Raw genomic sequence first — 17426 nt, 5'->3', positions numbered from 1 at the left:
TATTATTTTATTGAATAGGTTAATCCATGAAAGAATTGAGTCAGGAAGAATATCAGGCAACCTTTTTTCCTCCTATGCGAGATATCACAGAGAGTGCGGAGGAAATTGTAGATTTATGGGGATATGCTGATCTTGTGATTGAACAGCTCTATCATTCTTGTACTGCATGGGAATGGTATGTGAAACATATTTATGAAACTCAAGATGGGCAATTCCAGCATATGAATATCCCAGTGCCCTTAGATAATACCTATCTTGTTGTAATTGTTGATAAGCCGAAACGGGAAATTCTTGGTCACTATGTACTGGATTTGCACCCGTATCCAAAGTCATGAACTTACAATACTGACTTTTTTGACCTTTGTATTAAAGGGCTACATAAAAAAATAGCCAAAATAATAATGCCAAAACCAATCACACTATATAGATCAGGCACTTCATTCCACAGTAAAAAACCCCAGATCCCAGCAAAGATAATCGCTACATAGTTAACAGGCGCAATTTGCCCAGCAGGGGCAAGACGATAAGCATGTGACATAAAGATTTGGCTGACATTGGCCAGCACACCTGCCGCAATAAGAAAAAATAGTTCATGGAGATGGTAAGGTCGCCACATCCAAAACATCGGAATCACAGACAGTAATGAACCAATAAAACAGAAATAAAATACGATTCGTTCAGGTGGTTCTGTTTGGGTGAGTGCGCGCACTGTGACAAAGGCCATCGATGCCAATAAACTCGAACTGATGCCAACGATTGAAATCCAATTCAGTAAGCCTTGATCAGGCTTTGCAACACAGAAGACACCTATAAAGCCCAAGCCTGCTGCACAGAGCATCGCCGTGGTGATTTTCTCTTTCAAAAAAAGCCATGCAATCAGTGGAATAAAGATCGGAGAGGAATAGGTAAACACCATGGCATTGGAGAGTTTTAAATGGGCAATAGCATAGAAGAATCCATACATTGCAGCGAGTCCGACAATACTGCGCCAGGTATGCATCCACAGTTTTTCTGTTTTTACAAAGCTGGTTCCTTGCTTAAAAATAAATGGCAAAAAAAGGACCAGTCCAACCACATTACGGAAAAATACAATGGTGTAGTTATCTACTGTGTGTGAGGCATAACGAATACAGATCCCCATCACTGAAAAGAGCAGAGCAGAAAGGGTAAGACAGCCAATCGCGAGGACGAGGTTGCGATTGGTTTGTTGAGCATCCATAGCGATGATTGTATTGGGAGATTGTGCTTATTTTATGCTTCTGCTGTGCGGAAAGAAATGAGATTCTCATGTAGATGGCGCGACTGAACTCTCAAGTAATTGATCAACTCTTTAAGTAAATTGCTTCAGATAATCACTTGGTGTCATGCTGGTTTCACGCTTAAACATGGCACTAAAAGCACTGGGGCTGTCATAACCTAGGTCGAGAGCCACATTTAATACAGGTTTGTTCATCGCCAAATCAATCATGGCTTGCATCAGTTTGGCTTGGCGCACCCAATGAGAAAAATGTAAGCCAGTTTCCTTTTGGAAGTGCCGTGCCAACGTTTTACTACTCATATGTAGTTGAGCTGCGGTATCTTCTAGACTCCATTCCACAGCTAAATTGTCTTTAATTCTTTGGCATAGTTGCTGAAGTTTTGGATTTTGGGGATCGGGTAGATTGAAGGCGAGAGTCGGTAATAGTCTGACCTCATCTAAAATCAATTGCAGTAGTCGTTCATTACGACTGTTGGTTTGAATTCTTGTCCGTATGTCCATGGCACTGCTCATGAGTTCTCTTAATAAGGCAGGAATTGCGACAACGCGACATTCATCCAGCATATTGGTTTGTGGTGATACCTCAATAAAAACTCCCCGTGCTTTAACATCACCACTACTGAGTAGTGCATGTGGTTTTTGTGCAGGAATCCAGACACCGCGTCCTGGTGGCGTAATCCAAATTCCCTCAAGGGTCTGAACACGGATCACGCCCGATAGGGTATGGATCAACTGAATCCGATCATGGCTATGCCAATCTTCAATATGACCATGGGGATAATTTTCAGAAAAGGCATAGACGGGATAATCTAAAAAGCCATGTTCAAAGTTCTTTCCCATATCAAGCATCTCAAATCGATTGTCTTTTTCTCGATAGTAGTCGTCTTATTATCGAGAAACTATAGTCTGAATATTTTTTAGCATGATTGATACCGCAATGTACAGGTCTAGATCATGTTTCAGAAAGCTTACTTTTATCCCTTATTCGCTATCTTGTTTTGGGCTGGGAATGTGGTGGTGTCTAAAATGGCCAGCCATGCCATTTCTCCTGTGGCAATCACATTTTATCGTTTGGTACTAGCACTCACTGTGATGAGTACATTTGTGCTGATTCCTGTCTGGAAAAATCGACAGACCATTAAGCAGTATTGGAAACAGTTGGCGCTTGGTGGTTTTCTTTCAGTATCTCTATTTCAGTTTTTGTCCTATCGAGCGGCAGCGACCACCACAGCAACCAATATGGCAATTGTGACGGCATTGATTCCTTTACTAACCATGATTTTAACGAGTGTGATGCTGAAAGATCGCATCAGTTATGGCATGTTGTTTGGAGGAGCCTTATCTTTTTATGGCATTTTGTATTTGCTAAGTCATGGTTCAATTGTTGATATTTGGAAGCAAGGTGTTCATTTGGGCGATGGCTTAATGTTGATCGCGGCAGCAGGTTATGCCTTATATGGCGTTTTACTGAAACGTTGGAAAATGCCGATCCCTGCGTGGGAATCTAACTTCGTACAATCTAGTTTTGCGATTGTTTATGTATTGCCATTTTTCATATTTTTGCCTGCATCGGAAATCCAACTGAATCAACAAACCATTCCGCTGATTGTTTATGCCAGTATTTTTTCATCGGTGTTGTTATCTTATTTATGGATTGAAGGGGTGAGACATTTAGGGCCGAATCGAAATAGTATTTTTATGAATCTATTGCCCTTATTTACGGCATTGATTGCAGTGGCCTTATTGGGGGAGCATTTACAGATGTTTCACTATATTGGTGGCGGCTTAACGTTGTTGGGAATTTTAATTGCGCAAACCATCCAGAAGCCGATTCAATTCAAACAAGGATCAAAGCAAATTTTAGATTAGAGAGACCACTAACAAAAAAGCTTTAACCGAGGTTAAAGCTTTTCTTTTTTAAGATTTATTCTGGGCAGCAATCTGGGCTTCCAAGAGCTTAATCTGATCTTCTTTCAGCTTGAGCAATGTATCCACATCGCTATTTTGCTGTTTCAAATCATGCTGTTGGTCTTGCAATTGTTGGTGAATATCATCCAGCTTCGCGATTTCTTCTTTCGCTAAAGTGTCATTGGCTGGAATTGGTTCCTTGATGATAGATGCTTCAACCAATTGGATCGGTTCTGCAACATCAGGTGTTGCTGTGGTTTCTTCAGCGGCTGTGGTTGTTTGCTCAGAGGGTGCTGCAACGTTTTCTGTTGCAACAGGCTGAGTTACGGTGGTACTTGTTTGCTGGTCTTTTTGTGCTAAAAACCATTGGACAGCAAGGAACAGCACCACTACAACACTCATTCCAGCAATTATCATCCATAATAATTTGGAATTTTCAGTTTGGTATGTGGACATCATTTTTAACCTTCTAGTCAAAATGACGAGGTTTGAACTGTATCACCCCAATTTCATCTGGCTCAGCGGGTTGCTGCTCTTCCACGTGGGTCGGGCGTTTTTCGCTATAAGCACATTCGATACATTCAATCCACTCGTCATCCACAGTGATGATCTTAACTACACGATCTAAGGCGCCACATTTAGGGCATTTTGCGCCCGCGATGAACTGTCTTTTCATGTCAGTTAATTACACCCTGTGAATAATAATGACATAGTTTAAGCGGTTTTATCTGTGTTCGTCCAACCTTGATGACGTAATAACGCATCTATTTTAGGCTCTCTTTTTCGGAAATTGCGAAACGCATCAAGTGCTGTATCTTTTCCGCCAACTGCTAGAATAAACTTTCTAAACTCTTTTCCAGTCTCAGCATTAAAAATACCTTCACTTTCGAAACGGTCAAAAGCATCACTCGCTAAAACTTCCGCCCATTTATACGAGTAGTAGCCCGCAGCATAACCGCCTGCAAAAATATGACTAAAACTGTGCTGGAAACGGTTATAAGCAACAGCCGGTACAACCGCAAATTTACTGCGAATATCATCTAAAGTTGCTTGGATTTGCTGGCTGTTTAATGCAGGTGCTTGACGATGAATCGTGAGATCAAATAAAGCAAACTCAATTTGACGTAAAGTTTGCATACCTGATTGGAAGAAACGTGCATTCAATAACGCGGATAACAATTCTTGTGGCAACGTTTGTTTTGTTTCGGTGTGCTCGCTGAGTACATCTAAACTTTCATTGTCCCATGCCCAGAATTCCATAAACTGACTTGGTAATTCAACTGCATCCCAAGCTACGCCGTGTGTCCCTGCAACCGAGATGTTATCCACTTCGGTCAACATATGATGTAAGCCATGACCAAACTCATGGAACAAAGTAATTACTTCATCGTGGGTAAGCAGGGCAGGTTGATCGCCAATTGGTGGGGTAAAGTTACACACCATATAGCAAATTGGTTTTTGTAGTCCATTTGCCGTTTGCACACGAGAACGGAAACCGCTCATCCATGCACCACCACGTTTGCCATTGCGTGCGTATAAGTCGAAGTAGAAACCACCCACCACTTGACCTTGATCTTCAATTTCAAAGTAACGGACATCATTCTGCCACACAGGGGCTTGGCGTTCGACAATCTGAATACCATAAAGACGTTGTACGATCTGAAATAAACCTTGAACCACCTTCGGTGCAGGGAAATATGGTTTAAGTGCTTCTTGCGAAAGGTTGAACTGTTGTTGTTTCAACTTTTCAGAATAATAGGTTGCATCCCAAGGTTTGAGTTCCTCGATACCATCTTGTTGTGCAATGGTTTTGAGCTCTGCAATTTCAGCCAGTGCTGGCGTACGCGCATGTTCTGCCAAATCGACTAAGAATTGATTTACTGTTTCAACATCTGGTGCCATTTTGCTGGCAAGTGAGTATTCTGCATAATTGTTGAAACCTAGCAACTGAGCCATTTCCTGACGCAAGCTGAGGATTTCTTCCATCACTGGGGTATTATCAAATTCTGTTTGGTCAGATTGTTCTGATGCGCGGGTAACGTAAGCCTTATACAGCTCTTCTCTCAACTCACGATCTTCAGCATAGGTCAAAATGGCAAAGTAAGCAGGGAAGTCGAGTGTGGCAACAGCTTGCTCAAGCTCGCGTTGTTGTCCGTATTGTTTTAACAGTTCAACACTGCTTTGTGGCAGGCCTTTGAGTTGCGCTTCCGTTAGAGGTTTAAAGTAGGCTTGTGTTGCATCTAATACATGGTTTGAGAAATCTGAGGACAGTTGAGATAAACGTGCTGAGATTTCTGCATAGCGCTTTTTAGCTTCACCTTCGAGTGCAACACCTGACAGTTTGAAATCACGTAGAGCCAGTTTAATCGCACTCTGTTGTGCTTCGCTCAGTGTTTGAAATACATCACTATCATGAATCTGTTGATAGGTTTGATACAGTGCCGTGTGTTGCCCAAGCTGCGTATAGTATTCACTTAAACTTGGTAGCAGTGCCTGATACACCTCACGGGTTTCGGCATTGTTCATCACAGCATTGAGATGTGACAAAATCCCCCATGCTTCACTCATATTATTTTCAAGTTGATCAACTTCGGTCAATGTTGCCAGTTGGGCTTCAGTGCCTTGTGGAACCTCATTGAGTTGACTCAGGAAGTTTTGGCCGTTTTGAATGGTCTGTTCAATTTGTTGTTTTAAGTCGGCAAGTTGAATTTGATCAAATTGAGGAACGGGAAGTGTCGCTTGCTGGAGTGTCATTGTATTTTTGCCATATTCATCTTTAAACATAGTTATAGATGTAGGGCTTCGGAGGGGAGAAATCAAGGTTGATTGATTATTTATTCGTTGGGTTTTGCGTTGCGACCTGAATTTCATCAATCGACATTACATATGTACCGAATGAGCTATGACGGGTAGACAGCTTTAATTTGAGTTGATGGTTTTTATACGCTTGATATTCAGTCGATGTCATTCTAAAGATCGGTATGTCGGAATAAGCTGTTTTAAAAAAATAAATATTCCCATGTCTCGTGTGCTTTTTTTCGGCAATTGCTGATGCCTCTATTATTTCCGAATTTCCAGTGATATACGTCCAAATCATTGGAAGCGTACCAGCCAAGTTGAGCCAGAGTACGGGAATAATGAATAAAGGGAAAATAAATAAAGCATAATGTTTAGGTTGTTTTTGTACTTTCTGCCATTGTCTAGGAATCACCCATTCCTGTTTCTTTTTCAAGTATAGAAAATAAATGAGGAGTAAGGCATAGAGAAAACATGCAATGATTAAGGCGACAATTTCTACTGTAAAGCTAGGTGAAAAATCACTCCAAAATACAGAAATAGCAGCACCGATTGCGAGAAAGAAGAAGAGAATAGAAAAGTAATGGTGGTAATAATATTTTGTGATGCGGTAGTGAGTCATTCGGATTTTATTTATATTTAGAAATATTCTATCTATTCATTATATAACAAAAAATAAGAGAGCCGAAGCTCTCTTATTTTGTAAAAATTACTCAGCCTTTGCTTTCGCGTTAGACTTTTTCTTTTTCACTTTTTTCTTGGCCTTGTCTTTGCTTTCAGGCTTAGCCGAAGCTTTTTTTGCAGGCTTTTTGGTATAAGAACTTGGTTTGTTCTTATCCTTTTTCTTGCGTACAGGCTTCTCACCATCTTCACTGACTTTAGAGCTTGTCGATGGCGGTTTGCCAAATACTTCTTCAGTTGTTGAAGCACGCTTCGAGCTAGAAGGATTCGCAGTACGTGGTGCTTTTTGACGAATTACACGACCCAAATGGGTGAGTTGTTGAACCAACTGGAAGTCAATTTTACGTTCTTCCAAGTTTACACCCGCAACTTGAATTTTGACTTCATCACCGAGACTAAAGGATTGTCCACGGTTTTGACCGACTAAGCTTTGACTTGCTTGATCATAAATGAAGAAGTCATCACCTAACTGACTAACATGAATCATGCCGTCGACATAGAGGTCTTTTAGGGTCACGAATAGTCCAAACTCAGTGACTGCACTGATAACCCCGACAAATTCATCACCGATATGCTGTTGCATATAGTGGCACTTCAACCACATGGTGACGCTACGTGATGCTTCATCGGCACGACGTTCTGTCTTGGAGAAATGCTCACCCGCATCATCTAAGGCTGCACCTGACAGTGGATACACTTTTTTGTCTAAATACGCTTTGATCGCACGGTGTAATAATAAGTCAGGATAACGACGAATCGGTGACGTGAAGTGGGTATATGCTTCATATGCCAAACCATAGTGTCCTGCATTCTTCGCACCATAGTAGGCTTGCATCATCGAACGTAACAACACTGCATGAATACTTGGTGCATCTAAGCGATCTTTGGTTGCTTCAATGACGGCTTGATAATCTGCTTGAGTTGGCTGTTCAGGGAATGGCAGACCAAGCAATTTCACAAAGTCACGCACTTTCTGAATACGTGAAAACTCTGGTGCTTCGTGCACACGATACAACATTGGAATATCATGCTCTAAAGCATATTCTGCTGCAGCAACGTTGGCCAGCAGCATACATTCTTCAATCAGTTTATGTGCATCGTTACGGCTACGCGGCAAGATTTCTTTGATCCCACCTAATTCGTCAAAGGTCATATAGGTTTCAATGGTTTCAAATTCCATTGCATGACGTTCAGCGCGTAAGCCTTTTAGTGTTTGATAAAGCTGGAAGAGTGTATTGAGTGACTTATGAATGCTCTTATCTTCAGGAATCGCATTGGTTGCTCCCTCAAAATATTGTCCCACTTGGGTATACGTCAGACGCGCTTTGGAATGCATCACCGCAGGGTAGAACTCATATCCTGTGACTTTACCTGCACGAGATAGTTTTAAATCACAGACCATACACAGACGGTCAACATGCGGATTTAAAGAACACAAGCCATTTGATAACGCTTCTGGAAGCATAGGCAATACAAAGTGTGGGAAATAAACCGATGTACCACGTTCTTCTGCTTCTTCATTTAATGGAGAGTCTAAACGCACATAGTGGCTAACATCGGCAATGGCAACGACAACGCGATAACCACCGCCTGGGCGTTTTTCAGCAAATACGGCATCGTCAAAGTCACGTGCATCTTCACCATCAATCGTAACCAATGGTAGATCACGTAGATCAACACGCCCTTTAAGATCTTTTGCGGATGGTTCTTTAAAGCTTTCTGCTTCTTTCACCACAGCTTCAGGAAATTCGTAAGGCAGACCAAATTCTAGAATCGTTTGTGGAATGATGATTTCTGTATCTGCTTTATCCGCCATTGATTGAACGATATGGCCTGTCGCCAGTTCTTCGCGTGTTGGATAGTCATCAATTGCAACACGGAGCATATCACCAACTTTAGCATTGGCATGCTCAATCAATTCTTTTTCTAAGGTAATCGGTTGATGCTGGTTCGGATTGCTGGGTTGAATGAAGTATTCACCTTCATGTTCAGACAATTTACCAATAATTTGTTTAACGCGGTGTTGTACTACTTCGCTAATAAAGCCCCAAGGCTTACCTTTACGATCAACGGAGGTCTGACGCACTTTAACGCGGTCGCCATTAAAAACTAGGCGAAGTTCACGTTCAGGTAAAAGGATATCGTCCTGACCTGCAATATTGGCAGTACCTAGACCTTTACTATTGATATAGACCGTTGCTTCATGAGTTGGCAGATCGGTTGCAGGTTGGTATTTAAAACCATCCTTCATAAGTTGCCCATCACGTACCATGGCACTTAAACGGTGATTCAATGCATCAATACTTTTTTGATCTGGGATATTAAAGTGGTCAACCAGCTCTGCATGAGACTGTGCAGTTTTTAATTGTTCTAGTGTAGTTAGAATAAGAGTTCGGCTAGGAATAGGATTATCGTAACGTTGCGCTTCTGCTTTTGCTTCGGGATCAACCCAATTTGTAGTCATATCGTTTCATTTCACATCTGGCAGATCGGTTTAGCATAAGTCATTCAAACTCTAACTGCACGTCAAAGATTGCAAGATTCTGTTTATTGGCCAATCTGAATAAAGGAGAGAACACTATATTAACAAGCGTTGAACCAAAAAATGCTGAAAAAATGAGGAAATTGATTAAAAAACATTTGATTGAACTTAAAAAGCAGAAAAAAACAGGAACATCCCTTGTGTAATGTGGTTTTAGTTTGTATTATTGCGCTCGTGTTACGGTGAGATGGGTGAGTGGCTGAAACCACATCCCTGCTAAGGATGCGTACGGGTAACTGTACCGAGGGTTCGAATCCCTCTCTCACCGCCACTTTACTTAAAGCGCTCATAGCTCAGCTGGATAGAGCACTTGGCTACGAACTAAGGGGTCGGGAGTTCGAATCTCTCTGAGCGCACCAAGTAAAGATTTAAAGTAACACACGCCTAAATAGGCACATAAGTAATGCGCTCATAGCTCAGCTGGATAGAGCACTTGGCTACGAACTAAGGGGTCGGGAGTTCGAATCTCTCTGAGCGCACCAACTTAATAGAAGAAACCGCTTAATTGCGGTTTTTTTGTGCCTGAATTTTGATGCTATTGCCTCGTTAAGCTATAAGACTGTGTTTAAGCAAAGTAGTTTTAAACAACCTAATTTATTTAGATAGCTTATTTTTATGAACTTTTGCAAAAAAATCATATAAGTATCCTGCTGTTCCAAGCACCCCAATCATACGTACCACATGAAATGCGGTCACTATTGGTACACCAAGCTGTAATATATTAGCGGTTAATGCCATTTCGGCTACCCCTCCAGGAGAAAGACTTAAACCGAGTGTAGGTAGAGGAATATTAGTCCAGAAGCTGATGCTATAGGCGAACAAAGCGGTCAGCAGTAGAGCAGCTAGGTTACTTAAAGCCACAACAGTTAAATAATGAGGCGCTGTTTTAAAAAAGTCAGGCTTAAATTTGTTTCCTAATGACCAACCCAGTAACACTTGGCCTAAATGCAGGATCGATGTCGGTATTGCTGAAAGGTGAATATCTTGGGTTGTAAGTAAAATTGCAGCCAATAATGGACCAAAGGTCCAAGGATTAGGGAGTTTGTAGTATTGAAAAATACAACTGCTTAAGTAAGCCAAGAAGATTAATAATACAAGGCCGTAGCCATTGACATCGGTATGGTGATTCATGGTTGTGTGATCAATACCATGCCATCCCATAAATTGATAAAAAAAGGGAATGGTGACCACTACCATTAATACGCGTAAGGTATGAGCAGATGCGACTTTATCGACACGCGCCTGATAGTATTCGGCTAAATTCGACATCTCATTTGCGCCACCAATAGCCGAAGCAAACCAGGCTGTTTTAAAGTCTACCTTGCCCCAACGATATAAGATGACAGAACCTACACCACCTAAACTGAGGGCAAAGAGAAGACCCAATAATAAGATATGCCATTGGCTTGCAATGAGCTGGATCATTTGCGGGGTAAAGTAGAGGCCGAGGGTTAGCCCTAAAATGGACAGGCCAATATTGCGTGCGCTGTGATGACATTCAATAGGGGCATGATTAATCTTGAGTAAGGCCGTAATAAATAAAGGTCCGAGTAGCCAAGGCAGGGGGAGATGTAACCATTCGGCAAGATGTGCACCGATGAAGGCAATGGCTAGACTCGAAATATATTTGAGGTAGATCATGAACACAGTCGCCGATAAAGGATGAATAGAACGTGGGTAGAAGCCAATAGCCATCTATGATCGCTATTGGCTGCATGACTATGAGTTCACTTGCTGGCGACTACGTAACCAGCGGATGAGTGGTAAAACAATCATGATCCCCGCGAGAATCCAGAGTGTCTTAGTGATGTAACCGTCAAATAGAATAGAGAGTTCGCCTTGGGAAATAGACAGCGCTCGACGCAAACTCGATTCCATGAGTTCGCCAAGCACAAACCCGAGAATAAGTGCTGAAAGTGGGAAGTTGAGCTTACGTAAAACATAGCCAAACACACCGAGTGCAACCATCAGGATCAGATCGAACATGGTGCTATGAATGGCATAAACACCCACAAAACTTACTGTTGCGATAGCAGGAAGTAAAATAAAGTTGGGTACACTGAGCAGCTTGGCAAAGTATCGAACCAGTGAAATATTCATCAACAGCAATAAAATACTGGCAATAAAGAGCGAAGCAATCAGGCCCCACACGATCGTTGGCTGTTCGGTGAATAGTTGTGGGCCAGGCGTGATGTTATATAAGGTTAAAGCACCTAGCATTACTGCAGTTGTCCCAGAACCAGGTACTCCCAGAGTTAGCATTGGAATAAATGAACCACAGGCAGATGCATTGTTTGCAGCTTCAGGGGCGGCAATACCACGTAAGTCACCATCACCGAATTTACTGTCTTTGCCTGCAAGTTTACGTTCGCTGGTATATGCCATAGCACTGGCAATGGTTGCGCCAGCGCCAGGTAAAATGCCAACAATGAAGCCTAGGAATGAACTGCGAATGGTTGAGCCGAGGGTGAAACTAAACTCTTTGAGATTAAATAGACTACGCTTGCCTTGACCTAAGGCTTTCTGCCCAATACTGGTTTTTTCGAGCATGATCAGGATTTCACTGATACTGAAAAAGCCGATCACGATCGTGGTAAATTGAATGCCATCACTGAGACTAACGGAATCAAAAGTAAAGCGGTACACGCCAGTAACAGCATCTACACCAACCGTGGCCAAGAGTAAGCCGATTAAGGCGGAAACAGCTGTTTTAATCGGCTGATCACTGACAAGGCCGCTTAAGCAAGTCAAGGCAAAAACCATTAGTACGAAATATTCTGCTGGACCAAACACAATGGCCCATTTGGCTAAAAGAGGAGCAAATAAAATAATGCCGGAAATGGCAATCATGCTACCAATGAATGAACTCATGGCTGAAAGTGAAAGTGCAATCCCTGCTTTGCCTTGTTTGGCGAGTGGATAGCCATCAATGGTCGACATGATGGCCGCGGCATCTCCAGGGACATTAATTAGAATTGCAGAAATTCGGCCACCAAACTCACAACCTAAATAGACAGCCGCAAGAAGAATCAGTGCACTTTCAGGTGGTAAGCCAAGGGCATAAGCAAAAGGAAGAAGCAAGGCTACGCCGTTAATTGGCCCCAGTCCTGGCAATAAGCCCACAATGGTTCCAATAAATGCGCCGATCAGCGCGATCAATAGGTTTTGTGGTGTCAGTGCGACTTGGAAACCATAGATTAAATATTCAAAAACATCCATTTATTCTTCCTTGATTAACTCAAAAATCCGAGTGGTAATGGCACATCCAAGATGTAATCAAATAAACCGTAAAATAGGCAGCCAAAAACAAGCCCTGAGATGGCGGAGGCCTTTGGACTTCCTCCAAACAGCATGCCGACAGTGAAGAACATCAATGCAGTTGCAATTGGAAAGCCTAACCATTCAAACGTTAGGGAATACATCAGCATCAATAACATCATGACACCAATTTTCTTTAGCACAGCGCCGGTATAGCCGAGATCAATCTGCTCAGTTAGTTTTTGAGGCCTAAAGGTCAGATAAAGACAAGATAAAATTAAAAGTATTAAGAGCAGGACAGGATAGGGTCTCGGACCTAGTGGGTCATAAGCGATTGGGGCGACATAGCTCCAAGCCAAATATAGAAGACCAAGGCTGACGAGGCCTAAAGTCCCTGCAAAAATCCTTTCCACGGACATAAAATATTCCTTTTTTGCATTCAGATTTAGGCGTATTTCGATCCGATCTTGTTGCCACGGAAGATGCGTGATCAAAATACTTTTATTGTTTTCAGATTATTTTGTAATGAGATCGAATTCTTTAGATAAGATACGTAATTGATTAGTTTGTTGCATGACAAATTTATCGAGTTCTTCACCTGTTATGGAGAGCGGGAGTAAATCGAATTGCTCTCTAGACTTGGTAAATTTAGGGTCGGCCATCATTTTTTCAAAAGCGGTTTTCCACCATTGATAGGCTTCATCACTGACTTTAGGACCGACATAGTAACCCCGTACCACAGGCCATTGGATGTCATAGCCTTGTTCTTTTGCGGTCGGGATATCAGCTAGCGCATTGGGTAAGCGTTCAGGTGCAAATACAGCTAATGCGCGTAATTTTCCAGATTTGACATGTGGAATCACTTCTGCAACTCCAGCACTGACCACTTGGATATGATTACCTAGAACAGAGGTTATCGCTTCACCACCGCCTTCTAGTGCAATATAGGTCATCTCTTTAGGGTTAACGCCTGCTGCTTTGGCAAGCATCGCTGTCTGCATCCAGTCTTGACCACCGACACTACCGCCAGCACCAAAACTGACAGATTTTGGATCTTTCTGTAGGGCTGTGACCAAGTCATTCAAATTCTGATAAGGCGATTCTGCATTGACGGCAACGACCCCATAATCTGTGCCGACTACAGCTAACCAGCGAACATCTTTTTCGTTGTATTGTCCGAATTTTCCTTGGGCCAAATTCAGGAGTGAGCCAGTTGAAAAAGCGACGATGGCATTGTTATTGGCAGGATCATTGGCAACAATTTTATTGTATGCAACAGCCCCAACACCACCCGGCATATAAGTGACACGCATAGGGGAGCTTAAGAGCTCAGTTTCCTTAAATGCATTTTGAGTGAGTTTGCAGGTGAGATCAAAGCCACCACCAGGTTTTGCAGGTGCAATACATTCAGGGCGTTTGGGTTCTCCAGTGACCGTTTTATTCTTTGTACATGCTGTAAGACTTAAGCCTAAAATGATTAAGGTGCTGGTAAAGGTAACGCTTCTTAACATGTTTAATATGTCTCCATTCATCATTGTTTTAATATGCACAATGCACATATTTTATCTAAGCGTCATTGCTTGATTATTGGGGTTAATACAAGAAGATTTAAAACTCCAATCTTCTCTATTTTTAGTGTTTTAAAAGGTTAGCATTATCGCTTGGGTTGTAGAGATTCTTTTTTTTAATATAATTTTTTGAACAATTTATTTTTAAAATAAGTGTTGTTTTTATTGATTAAATTAAAATGTTTTAATTTTTTATTTATTAATATAGGACGCTGTGTTTGATATTTTAGGTTTTTAGTACTCACTATTTGGTAAATAATTTTTGTGGATGTAAAGAAGCCTAAAGTTAATGGGCTTTAGGCTTTTGGAAGTAATTATATTTTTGTTCTAAAATTTAAATTCTAAACCAGTCCCAATTACAGGTTGCTTATCTTCTAAATCTGCCTGTTTGAATGTTGCATAAGCTGTGTAGCCATATGCTTTAAATTGTTTGTTAAATAGATAATCAACTCCTGTCATAATTTGTTTAGCATCATAGTTTGCATCGTCATTTTTAAAACGGGTTGAATTCTGGCTATATTGGGCTTTTACATTCCACTTCGAATCGTTTGACAACCGATACTCAGCACCTATGAGCCAACCTACCGATTGATCAATATTGGCTGCGCCTGCTTGATTACCACTGGCTTCTTCAACCTCTGATGTTTGTATCAATGCTTTTAATGCCATTCCTTCGATGGGTTTAATTAGGCTTGTTAGACGAATCGTATTTGCAGCAGCAAATACACGATTAATATTAATATGAGGATCAGCAGCATTCAAGAAACCACGACCTAGGAAGTTGCTTGGAATCGCTTTGTCGTAGGCAATTCCCGCTAAAAAAATTGGACTGGTATAGGTTAGGGAGGTTGACCATGCATCACCTAAACCATTGCCATCTACAGTAACGCCTCCTTGACTACTGGCAATGCCTTGGGCCTCTCCTGTCGCAAGTAAAACACTGAACGCAAGATTGGCTTCATCACTGACTGTGATTTTGGGTGAATCATAAACCACGGAATTATTGATCCGATTTTCACCCGGCATAATACCTCTCACATCGGCAGTGTTGCGCATATAATTATTAAAACTATCTACAGCACTCGACATTTTTTTTAAAGGAGAATTATTTTTACCCACTTTCAACGTACCAAATTTTTCATCTTTTAAGCCAATATATCGATCTCGATGAGACCAGTCCGTTCCATCTCCATCGGCATTAAATGCCCATTCGATTGAATAGAGTGCACTTAAGCGACTGGTTAACTTTTCCTCACCTTTAATCCCAAGAAATGAACTATTGCTATTCATTTTCCAGGTATCACGGTCAGCTGAATTCGCATTTTTTTCGGGGATATAATCGATACTGGTATCAATCTCACCATAGAACTTAGGTGATGAAAATGCTGAGCTGGTTGCCATCCAAAGTATGCTGGTGATAAAAAAATTAATTTTCATTGATGTCATCCTAACAAATTAAAAATTATGCGTAATTAATCCTGACCTCTTTTTACTTGAGGTTTTAGGGGGTAATTAATCGAGGCTAATTTAAAAGACTCTTGGGAATTTTATTTATTTTTTATAGTTTTTTGTATTTAATTGCCTTATGTTGTTTTGATTGGTATTTTTATAATTTTATAAATCTTTAGATCTATGGTTTTGAGTGATTTTGATTTTTAAATTAATAAACCTTTTGTGCCGTAATTATAAACATAATGTGTTACGTTGAAAAATATAAGTACTAAACTTAACTGAAAAAACAAGGTTTATAAAAACTTAAGTATAAAAAAGCCGCTGAAATCAGCGGCTCTTTAGTAGGTCTATTTAGAATTAGAAATGGTTGACTGAGCTGAATAGATGGTCGGTCAAATTGTTTAAAGCAGATGGAAGAGAAATAAGATCGGTTAACGAACCACCATTTGGATTCGGTTCACCCACAGCGATGCCTGAAGTGACTGTACCAGTCAACGCATCTAAAATTCCATCCAGACTTCCGTGAGCACTGTAATCTCCATTGCCAACGCTTACACTGATTAGGTTATTGATACTCTCTAATGAGCCATCGCTGAATAGCGTACTGACATGATCTTGTAAGGCATCTACAGCAATGTTACCACTGCTAATGACGGTTTGAATCGGTTGAGCAATTCCTGCGATAACATCTCCGCTATTTGCACCATTATTAATGGTTCCAAGAATATCTGTAATCACACTTAGACCACCTTCACCACCGATACCACCAGTGATTCCACCGATAATGCCAGTGATTGAACCTAAAGGACCACCTTCACCACCACCGATACCGCCCGTAATCCCACCAAGGATGTCAGAGATTGAACCTAAAGGACCGCCTTCACCGCCGCCGATTCCGCCCGTGATACCACCGATGATGCCAGTGATTGCACCAAGAGGACCACCTTCACCACCACCTGTGATGCCACCGATAATGCCAGTGATTGCGCCTAAAGGACCGCCTTCACCGCCGCCGATTCCACCAGTCACACCACCGATGAGGCCACCGACATCAGTGAGGTCACCAGCAATATGCTGAACCAGACCTGAAGCAGTTGAACCGTTATTAATCAATGTGCCGACAACACCTGTGAGAGAACCCGCAGCACCACCGATATCCGTACCTGCTAAATCAGAAATGGCTTCCAGTGTACCGTTTACTGTATCGCGCGACGTTTCAAAGGTGAGGGTACCTAGATTGGTTAAATCAGTAACTGGATGAACGCCCGGAAGAACACCGCTAATTGCGCCACCTACCGTAGTGATACCTGTGTTGATAATATCTGTTTTTAGGCTTTCAACGCCTTGAAGGACATCAATACCTGTTTGGATCACGCCTGTGACAGGGTTGTTGCCAAGATCACCACCCGTGATGCCACCGATAATGCCAGTGATCGCACCTAAAGGACCACCTTCACCACCGCCGATTCCACCAGTAATGCCGCCGATAATGCCAGTGATCGCACCTAAAGGACCGCCATCACCGCCGCCGATTCCGCCAGTGATACCACCGATGATGCCAGTGATTGCACCAAGAGGACCACCTTCACCGCCGCCAATACCACCTGTAATCCCACCGATAATGCCAGTAATTGCGCCTAAAGGACCACCTTCACCACCGCCAATTCCACCTGTAATACCGCCGATGAGGCCACCAACATCAGTGAGGTCACCAGCAATATGCTGAACCAGACCAGAAGCAGTTGAACCATTATTAATCAATGTACCGACAACACCAGTGAGAGAACCCGCTGCACCACCGATATCAGCACCCGCTAAATCAGAAATTGCTTCTAATGTACCGTTTACTGTATCGCGCGACGTTTCAAAGGTGAGGGTACCTAGATTGGTTAAATCAGTAACTGGATGAACGCCCGGAAGAACACCGCTAATTGCGCCACCTACCGTAGTGATACCTGTGTTG

The 17426-nt window shown here is 41.9% G+C and carries 14 protein-coding genes, 3 tRNA genes and 1 pseudogene; 5 read left to right on the top strand and 13 right to left on the bottom strand.

The annotated features are described in order from the left end of the window. The first annotated feature begins 26 nt into the window (after positions 1-26). Positions 27-335: a hypothetical protein gene (locus tag GBI66_RS07090; protein WP_151715616.1), complete on the top strand. Its 309-nt coding sequence runs from the start codon at positions 27-29 to the stop codon at positions 333-335. A gap of 2 nt (positions 336-337) precedes the next feature. Here the strand turns inward: GBI66_RS07090 and GBI66_RS07085 are convergent, their stop codons facing one another. Both GBI66_RS07085 and GBI66_RS07080 read right to left on the bottom strand, forming a co-directional pair. Further along, complete coding sequence (locus GBI66_RS07085; RefSeq protein WP_151715615.1) at positions 338-1219, bottom strand: DMT family transporter; 882 nt, start codon at positions 1217-1219, stop codon at positions 338-340. A gap of 111 nt (positions 1220-1330) precedes the next feature. Then, positions 1331-2098 carry a helix-turn-helix transcriptional regulator gene (locus tag GBI66_RS07080; protein WP_151715614.1) on the bottom strand — a complete coding sequence of 256 codons (768 nt, stop codon included), beginning with the start codon at positions 2096-2098 and terminating at the stop codon, positions 1331-1333. A gap of 114 nt (positions 2099-2212) precedes the next feature. Between GBI66_RS07080 and GBI66_RS07075 the strand changes: the two genes are divergently transcribed. Beyond that, on the top strand, positions 2213-3127 hold the full coding sequence (locus tag GBI66_RS07075) for a DMT family transporter (RefSeq protein ID WP_151715613.1): 915 nt from the start codon (positions 2213-2215) through the stop codon (positions 3125-3127). 48 nt (positions 3128-3175) lie between these two features. Here the strand turns inward: GBI66_RS07075 and GBI66_RS07070 are convergent, their stop codons facing one another. From GBI66_RS07070 to rnr, 5 genes are all read right to left on the bottom strand, one after another. After that, positions 3176-3625, bottom strand: coding sequence for a hypothetical protein (locus GBI66_RS07070; RefSeq protein ID WP_151715612.1), 450 nt, complete (start codon positions 3623-3625; stop codon positions 3176-3178). Positions 3626-3635: 10 nt separating this feature from the next. Further along, positions 3636-3842, bottom strand: coding sequence for a YheV family putative metal-binding protein (locus GBI66_RS07065; RefSeq protein ID WP_004660391.1), 207 nt, complete (start codon positions 3840-3842; stop codon positions 3636-3638). A 38-nt stretch (positions 3843-3880) separates the two neighbouring features. Beyond that, positions 3881-5920: a M3 family metallopeptidase gene (locus GBI66_RS07060; protein WP_151715611.1), complete on the bottom strand. Its 2040-nt coding sequence runs from the start codon at positions 5918-5920 to the stop codon at positions 3881-3883. Positions 5921-5996: 76 nt separating this feature from the next. Then, positions 5997-6584: a hypothetical protein gene (locus GBI66_RS07055; protein ID WP_151715610.1), complete on the bottom strand. Its 588-nt coding sequence runs from the start codon at positions 6582-6584 to the stop codon at positions 5997-5999. Positions 6585-6671: 87 nt separating this feature from the next. Continuing rightward, positions 6672-9107 (bottom strand): ribonuclease R, encoded by a 2436-nt coding sequence (gene rnr / locus GBI66_RS07050; protein WP_151715609.1) that lies wholly within the window; start codon positions 9105-9107, stop codon positions 6672-6674. Between the two features lie 259 nt (positions 9108-9366). On the opposite strand from rnr, the gene GBI66_RS07045 reads away from it, so the two are divergent. The 3 genes from GBI66_RS07045 to GBI66_RS07035 all read left to right on the top strand — a co-directional run bounded on the left by GBI66_RS07045 (position 9367) and on the right by GBI66_RS07035 (position 9667). After that, positions 9367-9456, top strand: a tRNA-Ser gene (locus GBI66_RS07045). A gap of 11 nt (positions 9457-9467) precedes the next feature. Next, a tRNA-Arg gene (locus GBI66_RS07040) sits at positions 9468-9544 on the top strand. A gap of 46 nt (positions 9545-9590) precedes the next feature. Next, a tRNA-Arg gene (locus GBI66_RS07035) sits at positions 9591-9667 on the top strand. Between the two features lie 112 nt (positions 9668-9779). Here GBI66_RS07035 and GBI66_RS07030 read toward each other — a convergent pair. The 6 genes and pseudogenes from GBI66_RS07030 to GBI66_RS07005 all read right to left on the bottom strand — a co-directional run. Further along, entirely contained in the window at positions 9780-10826 is a 1047-nt protein-coding gene (locus GBI66_RS07030) for an AbrB family transcriptional regulator (protein ID WP_151715732.1), read from the bottom strand. A 78-nt stretch (positions 10827-10904) separates the two neighbouring features. Then, complete coding sequence (locus tag GBI66_RS07025) at positions 10905-12404, bottom strand: tripartite tricarboxylate transporter permease (protein ID WP_151715608.1); 1500 nt, start codon at positions 12402-12404, stop codon at positions 10905-10907. Between the two features lie 14 nt (positions 12405-12418). After that, a complete protein-coding gene (locus tag GBI66_RS07020) occupies positions 12419-12862 on the bottom strand; it encodes a tripartite tricarboxylate transporter TctB family protein (protein WP_151715607.1) in 444 nt (147 codons plus the stop codon). 96 nt (positions 12863-12958) lie between these two features. Beyond that, a complete protein-coding gene (locus GBI66_RS07015) occupies positions 12959-13954 on the bottom strand; it encodes a tripartite tricarboxylate transporter substrate binding protein (protein ID WP_151715606.1) in 996 nt (331 codons plus the stop codon). A 384-nt stretch (positions 13955-14338) separates the two neighbouring features. Next, positions 14339-15448 carry a porin gene (locus GBI66_RS07010; protein ID WP_151715605.1) on the bottom strand — a complete coding sequence of 370 codons (1110 nt, stop codon included), beginning with the start codon at positions 15446-15448 and terminating at the stop codon, positions 14339-14341. A 372-nt stretch (positions 15449-15820) separates the two neighbouring features. Continuing rightward, positions 15821-17426, bottom strand: a pseudogene (locus GBI66_RS07005) (hypothetical protein); the annotation flags it as partial.

It is taken from the genome of Acinetobacter sp. TUM15071 (genome assembly GCF_008980925.1).
Classification (GTDB): Bacteria; Pseudomonadota; Gammaproteobacteria; order Pseudomonadales; family Moraxellaceae; genus Acinetobacter; species Acinetobacter dispersus.
Note: the sequence above shows the minus strand (reverse complement) of the source record. Positions and strands in the feature narration are given on the sequence as shown.

What these genes read in the sequence shown, in the direction of transcription:
- GBI66_RS07080 (WP_151715614.1), bottom strand. Translation starts at nt 2,098, where the DNA reads ATGGGAAAGAACTTTGAACATGGCTTTTTAGATTATCCCGTCTATGCC.
- GBI66_RS07025 (WP_151715608.1), bottom strand. Translation starts at nt 12,404, where the DNA reads ATGGATGTTTTTGAATATTTAATCTATGGTTTCCAAGTCGCACTGACA.
- GBI66_RS07075 (WP_151715613.1), top strand. Translation starts at nt 2,213, where the DNA reads ATGTTTCAGAAAGCTTACTTTTATCCCTTATTCGCTATCTTGTTTTGG.
- GBI66_RS07090 (WP_151715616.1), top strand. Translation starts at nt 27, where the DNA reads ATGAAAGAATTGAGTCAGGAAGAATATCAGGCAACCTTTTTTCCTCCT.
- GBI66_RS07055 (WP_151715610.1), bottom strand. Translation starts at nt 6,584, where the DNA reads ATGACTCACTACCGCATCACAAAATATTATTACCACCATTACTTTTCT.
- GBI66_RS07060 (WP_151715611.1), bottom strand. Translation starts at nt 5,920, where the DNA reads ATGACACTCCAGCAAGCGACACTTCCCGTTCCTCAATTTGATCAAATT.
- GBI66_RS07030 (WP_151715732.1), bottom strand. Translation starts at nt 10,826, where the DNA reads ATGATCTACCTCAAATATATTTCGAGTCTAGCCATTGCCTTCATCGGT.
- GBI66_RS07065 (WP_004660391.1), bottom strand. Translation starts at nt 3,842, where the DNA reads ATGAAAAGACAGTTCATCGCGGGCGCAAAATGCCCTAAATGTGGCGCC.
- GBI66_RS07015 (WP_151715606.1), bottom strand. Translation starts at nt 13,954, where the DNA reads ATGTTAAGAAGCGTTACCTTTACCAGCACCTTAATCATTTTAGGCTTA.
- GBI66_RS07070 (WP_151715612.1), bottom strand. Translation starts at nt 3,625, where the DNA reads ATGATGTCCACATACCAAACTGAAAATTCCAAATTATTATGGATGATA.
- GBI66_RS07010 (WP_151715605.1), bottom strand. Translation starts at nt 15,448, where the DNA reads ATGAAAATTAATTTTTTTATCACCAGCATACTTTGGATGGCAACCAGC.
- GBI66_RS07020 (WP_151715607.1), bottom strand. Translation starts at nt 12,862, where the DNA reads ATGTCCGTGGAAAGGATTTTTGCAGGGACTTTAGGCCTCGTCAGCCTT.
- GBI66_RS07085 (WP_151715615.1), bottom strand. Translation starts at nt 1,219, where the DNA reads ATGGATGCTCAACAAACCAATCGCAACCTCGTCCTCGCGATTGGCTGT.
- rnr (WP_151715609.1), bottom strand. Translation starts at nt 9,107, where the DNA reads ATGACTACAAATTGGGTTGATCCCGAAGCAAAAGCAGAAGCGCAACGT.